We start from the raw sequence: 14,902 nt of genomic DNA, 5'->3' as shown, positions 1-14,902 counted from the left end.
TGGTGAGTATTTGCTCACGACTGGAGTAAATGCCCAATCCGGTCTATGGGAGGAATACGATGAAACTGACACCGATTTTCGTGACGGCAATCACGCTCGCGCTGGCCACCTCGGCTTCTGCGCAGACGCTGACTATCGCAACGGTCAACAATGGCGACATGGTGCGCATGCAGGCGCTGTCGCCCGAATTCACCAAAGCGACCGGCATTGAACTCAATTGGGTCGTGCTCGAAGAAAACACCTTGCGCCAGAACGTCACCACCGACATCGCCACCAATGGCGGCCAGTACGACGTGATGACCATCGGCACCTACGAAGCCCCGATCTGGGCCAAGCAGGGCTGGCTGGTGCCGCTCGATGGCCTCAGCGCCGATGCCGGCTATGACGTCAACGACATCCTGCCGCCAATCCGCGCTGGCCTGTCCTATGAGGACAAGCTCTATGCAGCCCCCTTCTACGGCGAAAGCTCGTTCATCATGTACCGCAAGGACCTGATGGAAAAGGCCGGCTTGACCATGCCAGATGCCCCGACCTGGGAATTCATCGGCCAGGCCGCTCGCGCCATGACCGACCGCGCCAATGACATCAACGGCATCTGCCTGCGCGGCAAGGCCGGCTGGGGCGAGAACATGGCGTTCCTGACCGCCATGTCGAACTCCTTCGGCGCCAGCTGGTTTGACGAAAACTGGAAGCCCCAGTTCGATCAGCCAGAGTGGAAGAACACCCTCGACACCTATCTGTCGCTGATGGCTGACGCTGGCCCGGCCGGCGCTTCGTCCAACGGCTTCAACGAAAACCTGACCCTGTTCCAACAGGGCAAGTGCGGCATGTGGATCGACGCGACCGTCGCGGCGTCCTTCGTGACCAACCCCAAGGACTCCACCGTTGCTGACAAGGTCGGCTTCACGCTGGCGCCCGACAATGGCTTGGGCAAGCGCGGCAACTGGCTCTGGGCATGGTCGCTGGCCATCCCAAAGAGCAGCCAGAATGCCGAAGCCGCTGAGAAGTTCATCAACTGGGCGACCAACAAGGACTACCTGGCAACCGTCGCTGCGGCTGACGGCTGGGCCAACGTGCCTCCCGGCACGCGGTCCTCGCTCTATGCCAATGCCGACTATCAGGCAGCAGCGCCCTTCGCCAAGATGACGCTGGACTCCATCAACTCGGCCGACCCGGCTCACCCAACCGTCAAGCCAGTGCCTTACACCGGCGTGCAGTTCGTCGCGATCCCGGAATTTGCGGGCATCGCAACCAATGTTGGCCAGCTGTTCTCGGCAGCGCTGGCTGGCCAGATGACCGGTGACGCCGCCCTGGCCCAGGCCCAGGAAGCAACCACCCGCGACATGACCCGCGCTGGTTATATCAAGTAAGTCTCCTCCCGAGACTGAACCTGCCCGGCCAAAGGTCCCCTCTGATGGCCGGGCAGATCTCGAATCCACCTCGCGAACCAGGCCTGATCACCCTCCCCTGACGGGAGAGGTCGGCACAGCGCCGGGTGAGGAGACGACGGCCCCAAGCTCGGTTTCAAAACGGATCATCACATGGCCACCGCCCAGACTAGAAACCTCTCTCGCCTCATGATGGCGCCGGCTGTCATCGTCCTGCTCATCTGGATGATCGTTCCGCTGGTCATGACCCTGTGGTTCTCGTTCCAGAACTACAGCCTGATCAATCCGATGATGACCGGCTTTGCTGGCTGGGCGAACTATATCTACGTCATCGGCGATCCCAGCTTCACCCAGTCGCTGGTCAACACGCTGATCCTGGTGGGCGGTGTGCTGCTGATCACCGTTATCGGTGGCATTTTCCTCGCGCTGCTGCTCGATCAACCCCTCTGGGGCCAGGGCATCCTGCGCATCATCGTCATCTCGCCCTTCTTCGTCATGCCGCCCGTCGCGGCGCTGATCTGGAAGAACGGCTTCATGCATCCCGGCTATGGTATGCTTGGCCATCTGTGGAAGGCGTTCGGTTTGCAGCCGGTTGACTGGTTCAACCAGTTCCCGCTGTTCTCCGTGATCGTGATCGTCGCCTGGCAGTGGCTGCCTTTCGCCACTCTGATTTTCCTCACCGCATTGCAGTCGCTCTCCGAAGAGCAGCGCGAGGCGGCCGAGATGGACGGCGCCAACGCCATCAACCGCTTCTATTACATCATCCTGCCGCACATGGCCCGGTCGGTGACCATCGTCATCCTGATCCAGACCATCTTCCTGCTCGGCATCTTCGCAGAAATCCGCGTCACCACAGGCGGCGGCCCGGGCTATGCCTCGACCAATATCGCCTTCCTGGTCTTCCGCACCGGCATTCTCTCCAATGATATCGGCGCCGGTTCAGCCGGTGGCGTCGTCGCCGTCATCATCGCCAACATCGTCGCATTCTTCCTGATGCGCGCAGTGGGGAAGAACCTCGATGCTTAACACCACAACCAGCCAGCCATCAGGCGCCAAGTCCACCCCTCTTTCGTCACCACCGGGCTTGTCCCGGTGGTCCAGACGATGCCTCAGCAGATGGATTGCCGGGACGAGCCCGGCAATGACGATGGTCTGGAAATCTATTCACGCAGGGAGAGCTTAGCCATGGCACGCAGCGTCTCCGTTCAAGCCAAAGCCGGCTACACCATCGCCGCCTGGGTTATCGCCCTCGTGCTGTTCTCACCCATCCTCTGGGTGCTGCTGACAGCGTTCAAAACCGAGGCCGAGGCCATCGCCTCGCGCCCGACCTTCCTCCCCGAAACCTTCACGCTGGAAAACTTCGCCGCCGTGCAGGAGCGCTCGGATTACTTCAAACACGCCATCAATTCGATCGTCGTGTCGGTCGGCTCGACCCTGCTGGGCCTCGTCCTCGGCATTCCCGCCGCATGGGCCATGGCCTTCGCGCCAACCAAGCGCACCAAGGACGTCCTGATGTGGATGCTCTCCACCAAGATGATGCCGGCCGTCGGCGTGTTGATCCCGATCTATCTGATTTTTCGCGATCTGCGCCTGCTCGACACCGTGCATGGCCTGACCATCATCATGACACTGATCAACCTGCCGATCATCATCTGGATGCTCTACACCTACTTCAAGGAAATCCCGGTCGATATCCTGGAAGCCGCCCGCATGGACGGGGCCGAGCTCTGGAACGAAATCGTCCACGTTCTGGTCCCCATGGCCGTCCCCGGCATTGCCTCGACTCTTCTGCTCAACGTGATCCTGGCCTGGAACGAAGCCTTCTGGACCATCACGCTGACCTCGGGCCGCGCCGGAACGTTGACCGCCTTCATCTCCTCGTTCTCCAGCCCACAGGGCCTGTTCCTCGCCAAACTCTCGGCGGCGTCATTGCTGGCGATCGCCCCCATCCTGCTCCTCGGCTGGTTCAGCCAGAAACAACTCGTCCGCGGCCTGACCTTCGGAGCGGTGAAATGATGGTCGCACTCCGTCCAATCGAGCCTGCGCCCCCTCGCCCCTCAGGGGAGAGGGTAGCGACGCCGGGAGCGAAGCGACCTGGCAAAGCTGGGGTGAGGGGTGAAGACCTCTCGGCAAGAACACCGACACTGAACCCCTCACCCGCCGCTTCGCGTCGACCTCTCCCCTCGAGGGGAGAGGTGAATACCTCCACCGGTGCCATCACCAAAGCCAAGGACCACTGAAAATGGGCTCCATCTCCCTGCAACACGTCAAGAAGTCCTTCGGTGAAGTCCAGATCATTCCGGACATCAGCCTCGACATCAAAGACGGCGAATTCGTCGTCTTTGTGGGCCCCTCGGGCTGTGGCAAGTCCACGCTTCTGCGCCTGATCGCGGGCCTTGAAGACACCACGGGCGGCACGATCCTGCTCGATGGCGAGGACATGACCAAGGCGCCGCCCGCCCGGCGTGGTCTGGCCATGGTGTTCCAGTCCTATGCGCTCTATCCGCATATGACAGTGCGCGACAACATCGCCTTCCCGCTCAAAATGGCCAAGATGAGCAAGGAAGAGATCGACAGGAAGGTCGAGTACGCCGCGCGCACGCTCAACCTCACCTCCTATCTCGACCGTCGCCCGCGCGCCCTGTCCGGCGGCCAGCGCCAGCGCGTTGCCATTGGCCGCGCCATCGTGCGTGAACCAAAGGCGTTCCTGTTCGACGAGCCCTTGTCCAACCTCGACGCCGCCCTGCGCGTCAACATGCGTCTCGAAATCACCGAGCTGCACCAGCAGCTCAAGACCACCATGATCTATGTGACGCACGACCAGGTCGAAGCCATGACTATGGCTGACCGCATCGTGGTGCTCAATGCCGGCAATGTGGAGCAGTTCGGCTCTCCGCTCGACCTCTACAAAAAGCCCGCCAACCGCTTCGTTGCCGGTTTCATCGGTTCGCCCAAGATGAACTTCGTCGATGGCCCCGAAGCCAGCAAGCACAATGCCCACTCCATCGGCGTGCGCCCCGAGCACTTTGTGCTCAGCCGCGATCCCGCCGCTGGCAGCTGGAAGGGCAAGGTCGCCGTCGCCGAACAGCTCGGTTCCGACACCTTCCTGCACGTCAATGTCGACGGCTTAGGCCTGATGACCGTCCGCACCGATGGCGAGCGCACCTTCAACCACGGTGACGATGTCTATCTCACGCCCGACCAGAGCCGCATCTACCGCTTCGACGCGGCGGGGCTGTCGCTCTAAAAATGCGGGAGCGGCCATTGCACCCTCCGCAACGTCATCACCGGGCCTGTCCCGGTGATCCACGCCCCCATCCCCAGTCAGTTGGGGGTGGATTGCCCGGGCGAGCCGGGCAATGACGACCGACGAATAGCTTTGTAGCGCGGGCCCCAGCCGCATCAAGGACGAACACCATGACCACCAAACTCTCGGCACAGGCACTCGGCTCTATCACCACGGCCTCCACCCCCGCCTATGACCGGAGCAACCTTAAAGCCGGTATCGTGCATTTCGGCGTCGGCAATTTCCACCGCGCCCATCAGGCGGTCTATCTCGATGACCTGTTTGCCACTGGCTCCGATCATGACTGGGCGCTGGTTGGCGCTGGCGTGCGCGAGGCCGACGAGGCCATGCGACAAAAGCTGAAGTCCCAGGACCTGCTGACCACCGTTGTCGAGCAGGAAGCCGATACCAGCAGCGCGCGCATCACCGCCTCCATGATCGACTATCTCAAGCCCGGCGACGCACCAGCGATCATCGACCGCCTTGCCGATCCCGCCATCCGCATTGTCTCGCTGACCATCACCGAGGGCGGCTATTACATCGACCCGGCCAGCCAGAAGTTCGACCCCACCCACCTCGACATCGCCTATGACGCAGCCCATATCGCCGCGCCAAAGACCACGTTCGGGCTAATCCTTGCCGGTCTGATCCGTCGCCGCGCCGACAATGTCATCCCCTTCACGGTCATGAGCTGCGACAACATTCCGGGCAATGGCCACGTCACTGAAAACGCCATTGTCGGCCTGGCCGAGCTGATCGATCCGGCGCTGGCGCAATGGGTCAAGGCCAATGTCGCCTTCCCCAACGGCATGGTCGACCGCATCACCCCCGCGACCTCGGATCGCGAAAAGCAGCTCCTCGCCGACAATTTCGGCATCGACGACGCCTGGCCGGTCTTCTGCGAAAACTTCAAGCAATGGGTGCTGGAAGATAACTTCCCCGCAGGACGCCCTGCCCTCGAAAAGGTCGGCGTCCAGTTCGTTCCCGATGTCGCCCCCTACGAACACATGAAGATCCGCATCCTCAATGGCGGCCACGCTACCATCGCCTATCCGGCGGGTCTGATGGATATTCACTTCGTCCATGAGGCGATGGAAGACCCGCTGATCTCGGCCTTCCTCACCAAGGTCGAAAACGACGAAATTATCCCCGTGGTGCCTCCAGTGCCCGATACTGACCTTGGCGACTATTACTCGCTCTGCCAGCGTCGTTTCGCCAATCCCAAAATCGGCGATACCATCAGGCGGCTGGCGCTTGACGGCTCCAACAGGCAGCCCAAATTCATCATTCCATCGGCTCTTGATCGCGTCAAAGGTCAACAGTCTGTTAACGGATTGGCCCTCGTGAGTGCCCTGTGGTGTCGCTATTGCTACGGCACAACCGACTCCGGTGCCGTCATCGAACCCAACGATCCGAACTGGGATCGGCTCACCGCTCAGGCCAAGCTCGCCAAGGCCGATCCCAAGGCCTGGCTTGCCATGACCGATATCTATGGCGAGCTGGCAAGCGAGCCCAGCTTCATCGCCGCCTTCACCCACGCCCTGACCACGCTCTGGTCGGTTGGCACCAAGGCGACGCTTGAGCGCTATGTGGCCGGGCAGCTGTGATCCGCCCTTTTTCTGACCATCAGACACCGGTGGGTCTCCATCGGTGTCGGTAGACCTCATCATTTTCGACTGCGACGGCGTCCTCGTTGACAGCGAGCCCCTATCCATCCGCGTCCTGGTCAACACCTTGGCGGCGCAGGGTATTTTCGTCACGCCCGACGAAGCCTTCCGCGATTATCTGGGCCGCTCGCTCGCAACCGTCTCCGCCAGTATCAAGGATAGCCACGGCGTTCCGCTCGGCCCCACGGCGCTCGAAGCCATGCGGCACGATCTGTTCGCGCTCTTTCAAGCCGAACTCAAACCGTGCCCCGGCGTCGCCGACATGCTCACCCAGCTCGATATCCCGTTCTGCGTTGCCTCGTCCTCCATGCCCGAGCGCATCCGCTACAGCCTTGAAATCACGGGCCTATTGCCGCTGTTCGAGGGCAGGATCTTTTCGGCAAGCATGGTCGCCAATGGCAAACCGGCCCCCGATCTTTTCCTCCACACCGCACAGGCCATGGGCGTTGCGCCACAAAACTGCCTCGTCATCGAAGACAGCCCACCCGGCATTCAGGCCGCACAAAATGCCGGAATGCCAGTCTTCGCCTATCTCGGCGGCAGCCACATCGCCCCTGCCGCACTGCGCCCCATCATCGATGCCCTCAAGCCCGTTCAGAGTTTCGACGATATGCAGACCTTGCCCGATCGGATAAGGTCTCTGCAAACGGAAGAAAAGGCATCGTAGCGTTGACTAAAAGTCTCCTGGTGGCAGTGGATGTGGGGACGGGAAGTGCGCGCGCAGGCGTTTTGACGCCACAAGGTCTGCTCCTCGGCAGAGCCGAACATCCCATTGCCATGCAGCGGTCAGACGCGAACTATGCCGAGCACGACAGCGAACAGATCTGGGCTGCGGTCTGCCAGGCTATCAGCGGGGCAATGGCCCTTGCCGGAGCACGCCCTGAGGACGTTGTCGGCCTGAGTTTTGACGCAACCTGCTCGCTCGTCGTCCGCGACGCGCAGGGAGTTCCCGTCACCGTCTCCACTGCCGGGCAGGACCGCTGGGACACCATTGTCTGGCTGGATCACCGCGCCCTCGCCGAAGCCGATGAATGCACCCGCACCGGGCACCTTGTGCTCGATTATGCAGGCGGCGTCATGTCGCCGGAAATGGAAGTGCCCAAGCTGATGTGGCTCAAGCGCAACCTGCCCCAAAGCTGGTCCCGCGCCGCCATGATGTTCGATCTGGCCGATTTCCTCTCATGGAAAGCCACCGGTTCGCTCGCGCGCAGCCAATCGACACTCACCTGCAAGTGGACCTATCTCGGCCACCTGCAATCGGGCTGGCAGGCTGACTTTCTGTCCCGTGTCGGCCTTGACGATCTCATTGAAAAGGCCGCCCTGCCCGAACAGGCCAGCCCCATTGGCACCGACCTTGGCCCGCTGACCGAACAGGCCGCTGCCGAACTCGGCCTCACCACCGCCTGTCGCGTCGGCGCAGGTCTGATCGACGCCCATGCCGGTGCCCTCGGCGTCCTCGGCGCCTTCGCCAGCGACGTAGACACCATCGACCGCCATCTGGCGCTCATCGCCGGCACCTCCAGCTGCGTTATGGCTCTGTCCGCCGAAGCCCGCCCCACCACAGGCGTTTGGGGGCCGTACTTCGGCGCCGTGCTGCCGGGTGTCTGGCTGAACGAAGGCGGACAATCGGCAACCGGAGCCCTGCTCGATCATATCATTCGCTGGCACGGCGCCGGCGGCGAACCTAATGCGCAGACCCATGCAGCCATCATCGAGCGCATCATGGTGCTGCGGGAACGCGATGGCCTGGCCCTTGCCGGTCGCCTGCATGTGCTCCCCGATTTCCATGGCAATCGCTCGCCGCTAGGCGATCCCTTCGCCCGTGGCGTCATTTCCGGACTGACACTCGACAGTGACTTCGACAGCCTCTGCGCCCTCTATTGGCGCACCTGCGTATCCATTGCCCTGGGCGTGCGCCACGTGCTCGAAACGCTCAATACGCGCGGCTATGCCATCGACACGCTGCATGTCACCGGCGGGCATCTCAAGAACCCGTTGCTGATGGAGCTCTACGCCGACGCAACCGGCTGCACGGTGGTCGAAACCTCGGCCAAGGACGCAACCCTGCTGGGCATGGCCATGGTGGCCGCCACTGCCGCAGGACTTTATCCAAGTCTCGACGCAGCCTGTGCTGCCATGCATCAGCCGGTGACATCCAAGCCCTGCAACAGTGCAGCGCAGCCGCAGTTCGACAAGGATTACAAAATCTTCCTCGAAATGATCCGCCAGCGTCAGGCCATCGACGCGATGATCGGCTGATCGGCAAAGATCAAGCCAGCGGGCACGTTCCCGCGATATTCTCAAATCCACTCGATCAAATTTTGTCGAATTGGCGACGGAACCAAAGTTGAACCGCGCCCGTTGTTTGGGCAAGCGCAACACTGCGCATGAGGATCAACAACAGGCGCCGCGCAAGAACTTGCGCCGTCAGTGGTGGAGGAAACCATGACGCACCAGGAACTCAAGGCAATCGAGAACGGCGCGCGTTCCGCAATGTGGGCCGAAGGCTATGACGGCCAGACCCATTATGTCGACGTCCTCAAGGCTCTCGCACCAGCCATGCTCATCCTGGCCACGGCCGTTGTGCTGATGGTGGTCATCCTTTGAGCGGCTGGCGAGCCGCCACCCTCCATTATTAGGAGAATACAGTGACTTTAGGCACCATTCTCATCATCATTCTGATTTTACTGCTGATCGGCGCATTGCCCAATTGGGGTTACTCGCGCGGCTTCGGCTATTTTCCCTCCGGCATTCTTGGTGTCGTTCTGGTTGTGATCCTCATCCTCGTACTGATGGGACGCATCTAGTCACCAGAGTAAAAAATGGGCGCAGCCAGCATTGCTGGAGCCAAGAATTTGGATAGCGCCCTGCGGGTAAGGATCGCCCCCTCTTTGCCCGCCCCATCACCTCGGTACGCCGCCCCGCGTACCGAGGTGACCTTTCCCTCCGGGGGCTTTGTGATTTCTAGTCAAGGAGCGTCAAATGGCTACCACCCCAGATCTTGCCCCAACACGTCAGAAGGCTGCTTCCGGCGCATCGCGCGCTCGTTCGCGCGCCAAGGAACAGCAGCTTGAAGATCAGATCTCCCAGCTGCAGGCCGACCTCAAGGGCATTGCATCCACGCTGGCCAAGCTGAGCAGCGCCAAGGTCGATGAAGTCAAGAACGTCGCCAAGAGCGAGGCAGCAAACCTGCAGCGCCAGGGCCAGAACGTCATCGAAGAAGTTCAGGACCAGGCCGGCGAGCTGGAAAAGCAGCTCAAGGACAAGATCCGCGAAAAGCCATTGACCGCCGTCGCCAGCGCGATCGGCATCGGCTTCATCCTCGCTCTGCTGTCGCGGCGCTAAGCGCCATGAATTTGCTTTCGTCCGTCGCAGCCCTTTTGGGCATCGAAGTCGAGGCAGTGACCGATCGGCTGAAGCGCACGATTATCGTCAACGCAATCGTGGCGGTCTTCGCGGCGATTGGCGTGGCCTTTCTATTGGCGGCGGGCTTTTTTGCCCTGACAACCGTCGTTGGTCCGATCTATTCGGCGCTGATTTTTGGTGGCGGTTTTGTGGTGCTGGCGCTTGCCGTGTTTCTGGGTTCCAAAATCGGGGAAGGCGAACGCCATCGCAAAGCCGTTGCCAAGCGTCGGTCCAGTGAGACCGGGGCCTTTGTCACGACAGCCGCGCTGACGGCCTTGCCGGTCCTGCTCAAGTCACCATTAGTGCGTCGCCTGGGTCTTCCGGCCGCTGCCGTGGCAGCGTTTCTCCTGGTCCGCAACTCTGACGCCAAAGACGACTGACCTGTCGCGAGCGGAGCCTAGTGTTCCGCTTGCGGCAAAGGCAACCAGACGTCCGCTTCCACACCATCTGGCAGAAAGTTGAGCTCGACCCGGCTGTCGAGCACCTTGGCCAGACTGCGCTCGATGAGCTTTGCGCCCAATCCATATTCCTGCGGATGCTCGACGGCGGGGCCGCCATGCTCACGCCACTTCAGTTTCAGGCCACGCACCGGCTTGGCGGCAACATCCCATTCGATGCTCACCACACCCGTCGCGTCCGACCAGGCACCATGGCGATGCGCATTAGTGGTCAGCTCATGCAGGATCAGCCCCAGCCCCAGTGCATGATCGGCGGGCAGCATCATGTCATCGCCCCGCACCTCGACGCGGTCAGGATTGACCATGAAATTGGGGCCCAGCTGCGACGCAACCACGTCATGCAGCGGCACGCCCGACCAGTCGCGATCGGCTAGGAGAACATGCGCCTCAGAAATTGTGCGCAGCCGGCCCGAGAAAGCCTCGATGAAGTCGTTTGGGTCTGGGTTTTGCCGGATCGTCTGGCGCGCCACGGACTGGATCATCGCCAGTGTATTCTTCACCCGGTGATTGAGCTCACGCAGCAGCAGGCGCGTATGTTCGGCGCTTTGCTTGCTTTCGGACACATCGATGCACACGCCCATCATCACCAGCGCGCGCCCGTCTGTATCGCGTTGATAGACGCGGCCCCGGATGGTGAGCCAGCGGCCCGAGGCAGCAACCCGCGCCTCGGAATTGAAATCCACGCCTTCGACAATGCTGGCGCGCAGGCCCGAATGCACCGCCTGCGCGTCACTCGGGTGGGTCGCGGCCAGAATATGTTCGGTGGTGATCGTGCCGACGTCTGGCAGGGAGCACATGGCGCGCAGCGTGTCATTGCACACCACCTCGCCCGACTGGATATCCCAGACCCAGCTGCCCACCTTCCCGGCTTCCAGCGTAAGCGCATGCCGCCACTCTTCGCGCACCAGCGCCGCCGCCGTGCGCGCCCGAACGCGGGCTTCGTCCTTGAGCGAAAACATGGTGGAGGCGACCCCAGCCAGATCCTCAAGCTGCAACAGGTCGTCAGGGTCCACACGATCCCGGGGCGTCAGCCCCATCACGCAGACCGAACCAACCTTCTGCCCGGCCACAATGATAGGCGATCCTGCGTAAAACCGGATACCGGGCGCGCCGGCAACAAGCGGATTATCCTTGAAGCGGTCATCTGCCAGCGCATCGAGCACAACCATGCTGTTGCTGTCCTCAGCCAACGCATAGGCGCAAAAAGAGGTATCGGTGCGCGACTCCATCAGCGCTCCCACACCCATGCAGGCGCTGAACCACTGGCGCTCCTGGTCGACGAGGCTGATGAGCGCGATATCGGCGCGGAAAATGCGCGCTACCGTGCGGCACAGCCGCTCAAAATCGCCATCAGGCTCGCTGTCCATCACGCCAAGCGCAGAAAGCGCGTCGAGACGCGCTGGATCATCCACGACCTTACGGACATACTCCGGAAGGGGACGCTTGTTTTCTTTCACTTTTCGACCTGACGCTACTATCGCAGAACCGGCGATGGCTTTCACCAAAGGGTCCAAACGGGGCAGCGGATAATTAGTTCCAAAGAAAATTGAGAAAAATCACATTTCTTCGGAAACCGCTGATTTAGGCAACAAAACCCGCAGCGCGCCTGGGTGCACCTTAAGCGTCACGCTGCGTTGAAGGCGGATCAGCTCCCCATCCACCACCGCCCGAGCGCCTCTTTTGGCCTTGGGGAAACTCAGGGTGACATTGGCCACCTCGTTTTCCGACACCATCGGGCTCTCGCGCCAACTCCCGCGCAAAACGCTGAACGCCAGCCGTAGCAGTTCGGGCGTCGTCACCGGGGCCGCGACGTAAACACCAAGCAAGCCACGGTCGAGACTATCAGCATGTGGAATATGCCCGTCCCCCAGCGGATTGTTCGACACCGCAATCCCGGACACCCGGCGGCGCTCAACCCCGGACTTGGTGTGCAGCTCCGCGTCAAACTCAGGTGGCCGCAAGGCTGCGGCTGCAATAGATTTCAGGCTCGCCAGCATTTTCCCGATGCGACTGCGATAGGTCATGCTCTCGCGAATACGCACCAGCCGCGCATGAATGCCGACGCCGAACTGGTGCACAAACGGGCGGTCATTGGCCGTGGCAATATCCACCGCACCAACGTCGCCAGCCGCAATGGCTTGCAGCGCCTCATTGAGTCCTAGCGGGATTTTAAGAGCCCTGGCGAACAGGTTCATCGTCCCGGCAGGCAACACGCCAAGCGGCATGCCTGAGGCGAAGGCGATCCCGGCAGCTGTCGAAATCGTGCCGTCGCCACCGCCTGCCAATATGGCATCCACGCCAGCGGTTTCCGTCGCCGCGCGCAGTGTGGCTTCAACCTTCTTGCCGCTGACCACCCGGCACTCCAACTCATGGCCATGGCTGGCAAAAATCGCCTTTGCCTCCTCACAGAAGGCGTCGAGGTCCATGGTTCGCAACGTGCCGCCATCTCGGTTCAGAACGGCAATTATGCGCATAGAAGAGCTCCGTTCTGCCCGTTGATCAGATGCTATGGGAATGGCTGGCGCCGTCAATGCCGGGCAAGGGAACGGTGACCACCAGCCCTCCTTCGGCGCGCCCGGAATAGTGAGGCACGCCGCCAAACTGTGTAGCCAGTTGCTTGACGATCACCGTGCCGAGCCCGCTCTCGCCCGGCGACGCATGATCGGCCATGCCGATCCCATCGTCGGCTACGATCAGCGTCGGCACCCCGTCCTTGTTCAGGAAACTGACAGTGATGACGCCCTTCCGGTCATTGGGAAAGCCATGCTTGAGCGCATTGGTGACCAGTTCGCCCACCAGAATGCCGATTGTCGTCGCATCGCGCGCGCCAATCACAATGGGCTCGATCTCGCCCACAACCGTCACCGCGCGCTCGCCTTTTGCCGACAGGCCAATGTCGTCCAGCACAGCGCCCAAGAACTCGTCCGCACTGGCCGTTTCAAGATCATCGCCCAGGCGCAGGCGGCGATGGGCCGAGGCAATGGCGTGCACCCGGGCGCGCGCCGCATCGAGCGCATCCCGAACCTCGTCGGATTTGCTGCGCAGCAACTGCAAGCCCAGCAAGGACGATACGGTGGCCAGCGAATTGCCGATCCGGTGATTGGTATCCTGCAACAGCGCTTCCACGCGCCGCCGCTCTCGCTCTGCATGCGCCCGCGCCTCCTCCAGCGCCACAGTGCGGCTGCGGACATGCTCTTCGAGGATTTCATTGGCACTGCGCAGCTGATCCTGACTTTCCCAGAGCGACGTCAGCCGCCTTTGGGTGCGGATGAGCAGCACATAAGCCAGCACCACCGCACCAGCCAGGGCCAGGATGATCATTCCCACCAGCAGACGCCGATAGGTGTCGATCCCCGCATTGCGCTCCAGCAGCTTCTGGTCTTCGTCGGCAATGAACATGCCCAGCGTCTGCCGTACGCTGTCCATCAGCCGCGCCCCCATCCCGGTCTGCACTAGGTTCTGCGCTTCCTGATCGCGTTCCGACGCGACAAGCTCAACCGTCCGCGCCATTTCGGCGACCTTGGTGTTGATCTCGCCAACAATGCTGTGCACCCGCTCGGCCTGCACCCCGTCATCTTCCGTTGCGGCGATCAGAGCCTGCGTCCGCGCACCGATAGTATCGGCGGCTGCGCGATAGGGTTCGAGATAGCTCGGGTCGCGCGTCAGCATGTAGCCGCGCTGGCTGCTTTCGGCCTCGGTCAGGGCGATGGTCAGTTCACGCGCCTTGTTGCGCACATCATAGGTGTGCAACACATCGTCCACCTGCTTGTCGATGCTGCGCACCAGCACCAAAGCGGCCCCGGCGGCGAAGACCACAAGCAATAGCGACACCAGAACGGCGAGGCGTCTTCGGATCAGTCGGATCGGCGCAACCTCTAGTTTTTCGCTCGTCATCTGGCGCGCAATATCCGTGGCTTCTTACAACGAGCAGCCAGTATGTTGCTCCCCGCGATCAATCTAATGTCCGGCCATGGCCGATTTGAGACTGCCACAACGGCAGCCGCCCTGCTAACGGCTGGCGCGCGAACATGTTCCGGCAGATGCGCTAAAAGACGCCGCGCGAATGCAAAAAACAGCCGCCAACAAAAACGGCGACTGCCCATTCAGGCAGCCGCCGCTCATTCAGAAATTGTTTCATGGATCAGAACGAGTGGTTGCTCGTCGTCACCTGGGTCGAGACAGCGTCCGGACCATAATCGGCTTCGCCGGAAATCTTGAGGATATCCTGCAGGCGGGTGCGTGCGCGGCTCACACGGCTCTTCATAGTGCCCACTGCGCAATCGCAGATCTCTGCGGCTTCCTCGTAGGAGAAGCCCGAGGCACCAATCAGGATCACAGCTTCGCGCTGATCGTCGGGCAGCTGCCCAAGGGCCTTCTTGAAGTCCTGCATGTCCATCGCGCCATATTGCGAGGGATGCACAGACAGGCGCTCGGTAAAGGTGCCATCGCTATCCTGCACCTCCCGGCCACGCTTGCGCATCTGGCTGTAAAATTCGTTGCGCAGAATGGTGAACAGCCAGGCCTTGATATTGGTGCCCATTTCGAAGCTGGACTGCTTGGCCCAGGCCTTCATCACAGTGTCCTGCACCAGATCGTCGGCCTTGTCGTGCTTGCCTGTCAGCGAGACCGCGAAAGCGCGCAGGCTCGGCAAAGTGGACAGCATTTCACGCTTGAAGGTAGTCGGTTCAGCCGACATCC

15 protein-coding genes are annotated in these 14,902 nt (G+C 61.5%); 11 read left to right on the top strand and 4 right to left on the bottom strand.

The window, feature by feature from the left end; translation table 11 throughout:
* Positions 1-59: 59 nt before the first annotated feature.
* The 11 genes from WH87_RS14015 (at position 60) to WH87_RS19095 (ending at position 10,126) form a co-directional block, all read left to right on the top strand.
* A complete protein-coding gene (locus tag WH87_RS14015) occupies positions 60-1,370 on the top strand; it encodes an ABC transporter substrate-binding protein (protein WP_046140932.1) in 1,311 nt (436 codons plus the stop codon).
* 171 nt (positions 1,371-1,541) lie between these two features.
* Positions 1,542-2,414 (top strand): carbohydrate ABC transporter permease, encoded by an 873-nt coding sequence (locus tag WH87_RS14010; protein WP_046140931.1) that lies wholly within the window; start codon positions 1,542-1,544, stop codon positions 2,412-2,414.
* 159 nt (positions 2,415-2,573) lie between these two features.
* A complete protein-coding gene (locus WH87_RS14005) occupies positions 2,574-3,404 on the top strand; it encodes a carbohydrate ABC transporter permease (RefSeq protein ID WP_046140964.1) in 831 nt (276 codons plus the stop codon).
* A 226-nt stretch (positions 3,405-3,630) separates the two neighbouring features.
* Positions 3,631-4,635 carry an ABC transporter ATP-binding protein gene (locus WH87_RS14000; RefSeq protein ID WP_046140930.1) on the top strand — a complete coding sequence of 335 codons (1,005 nt, stop codon included), beginning with the start codon at positions 3,631-3,633 and terminating at the stop codon, positions 4,633-4,635.
* Between the two features lie 170 nt (positions 4,636-4,805).
* On the top strand, positions 4,806-6,281 hold the full coding sequence (locus tag WH87_RS13995) for a mannitol dehydrogenase family protein (protein ID WP_046140929.1): 1,476 nt from the start codon (positions 4,806-4,808) through the stop codon (positions 6,279-6,281).
* Between the two features lie 43 nt (positions 6,282-6,324).
* A complete protein-coding gene (locus tag WH87_RS13990; RefSeq protein ID WP_046140928.1) occupies positions 6,325-7,008 on the top strand; it encodes an HAD family hydrolase in 684 nt (227 codons plus the stop codon).
* Between the two features lie 2 nt (positions 7,009-7,010).
* Positions 7,011-8,600 carry an FGGY-family carbohydrate kinase gene (locus WH87_RS13985; protein WP_046140927.1) on the top strand — a complete coding sequence of 530 codons (1,590 nt, stop codon included), beginning with the start codon at positions 7,011-7,013 and terminating at the stop codon, positions 8,598-8,600.
* Positions 8,601-8,786: 186 nt separating this feature from the next.
* Entirely contained in the window at positions 8,787-8,948 is a 162-nt protein-coding gene (locus tag WH87_RS19645) for a hypothetical protein (protein WP_156458237.1), read from the top strand.
* Positions 8,949-8,989: 41 nt separating this feature from the next.
* Complete coding sequence (locus WH87_RS19420; protein WP_082092705.1) at positions 8,990-9,148, top strand: DUF3309 family protein; 159 nt, start codon at positions 8,990-8,992, stop codon at positions 9,146-9,148.
* A 175-nt stretch (positions 9,149-9,323) separates the two neighbouring features.
* Positions 9,324-9,686, top strand: a complete 363-nt coding sequence (locus WH87_RS13980) for a DUF883 family protein (RefSeq protein WP_052726688.1) — start codon at positions 9,324-9,326, stop codon at positions 9,684-9,686.
* 5 nt (positions 9,687-9,691) lie between these two features.
* Positions 9,692-10,126, top strand: coding sequence for a hypothetical protein (locus WH87_RS19095; protein ID WP_052726687.1), 435 nt, complete (start codon positions 9,692-9,694; stop codon positions 10,124-10,126).
* Positions 10,127-10,143: 17 nt separating this feature from the next.
* Here WH87_RS19095 and WH87_RS13970 read toward each other — a convergent pair whose 3' ends face one another.
* The 4 genes from WH87_RS13970 to WH87_RS13955 all read right to left on the bottom strand — a co-directional run bounded on the left by WH87_RS13970 (position 10,144) and on the right by WH87_RS13955 (position 14,900).
* Complete coding sequence (locus WH87_RS13970; RefSeq protein WP_046140926.1) at positions 10,144-11,661, bottom strand: sensor histidine kinase; 1,518 nt, start codon at positions 11,659-11,661, stop codon at positions 10,144-10,146.
* 99 nt (positions 11,662-11,760) lie between these two features.
* Positions 11,761-12,678, bottom strand: a complete 918-nt coding sequence (locus tag WH87_RS13965) for a diacylglycerol/lipid kinase family protein (protein WP_046140925.1) — start codon at positions 12,676-12,678, stop codon at positions 11,761-11,763.
* Between the two features lie 25 nt (positions 12,679-12,703).
* Positions 12,704-14,098 (bottom strand): sensor histidine kinase, encoded by a 1,395-nt coding sequence (locus tag WH87_RS13960; RefSeq protein ID WP_046140924.1) that lies wholly within the window; start codon positions 14,096-14,098, stop codon positions 12,704-12,706.
* 247 nt (positions 14,099-14,345) lie between these two features.
* Positions 14,346-14,900 carry an RNA polymerase sigma factor gene (locus WH87_RS13955; protein ID WP_046140923.1) on the bottom strand — a complete coding sequence of 185 codons (555 nt, stop codon included), beginning with the start codon at positions 14,898-14,900 and terminating at the stop codon, positions 14,346-14,348.
* Between the last annotated feature and the right edge of the window lie 2 nt (positions 14,901-14,902).

The sequence above is a fragment of the Devosia epidermidihirudinis genome (genome assembly GCF_000971295.1).
Classification (GTDB): Bacteria; Pseudomonadota; Alphaproteobacteria; order Rhizobiales; family Devosiaceae; genus Devosia; species Devosia epidermidihirudinis.
The sequence above is the reverse complement of the archived record's forward strand: the minus strand, read 5'-3'. Positions and strand labels throughout refer to the sequence as shown.

Coding starts and splice junctions, on each gene's coding strand:
- WH87_RS14015 (WP_046140932.1), top strand. CDS start 60: ATGAAACTGACACCGATTTTCGTGACGGCAATCACGCTCGCGCTGGCC.
- WH87_RS14010 (WP_046140931.1), top strand. CDS start 1,542: ATGGCCACCGCCCAGACTAGAAACCTCTCTCGCCTCATGATGGCGCCG.
- WH87_RS14005 (WP_046140964.1), top strand. CDS start 2,574: ATGGCACGCAGCGTCTCCGTTCAAGCCAAAGCCGGCTACACCATCGCC.
- WH87_RS14000 (WP_046140930.1), top strand. CDS start 3,631: ATGGGCTCCATCTCCCTGCAACACGTCAAGAAGTCCTTCGGTGAAGTC.
- WH87_RS13995 (WP_046140929.1), top strand. CDS start 4,806: ATGACCACCAAACTCTCGGCACAGGCACTCGGCTCTATCACCACGGCC.
- WH87_RS19645 (WP_156458237.1), top strand. CDS start 8,787: ATGACGCACCAGGAACTCAAGGCAATCGAGAACGGCGCGCGTTCCGCA.
- WH87_RS13980 (WP_052726688.1), top strand. CDS start 9,324: ATGGCTACCACCCCAGATCTTGCCCCAACACGTCAGAAGGCTGCTTCC.
- WH87_RS19095 (WP_052726687.1), top strand. CDS start 9,692: ATGAATTTGCTTTCGTCCGTCGCAGCCCTTTTGGGCATCGAAGTCGAG.
- WH87_RS13965 (WP_046140925.1), bottom strand. CDS start 12,678: ATGCGCATAATTGCCGTTCTGAACCGAGATGGCGGCACGTTGCGAACC.
- WH87_RS13960 (WP_046140924.1), bottom strand. CDS start 14,098: ATGACGAGCGAAAAACTAGAGGTTGCGCCGATCCGACTGATCCGAAGA.
- WH87_RS13955 (WP_046140923.1), bottom strand. CDS start 14,900: ATGTCGGCTGAACCGACTACCTTCAAGCGTGAAATGCTGTCCACTTTG.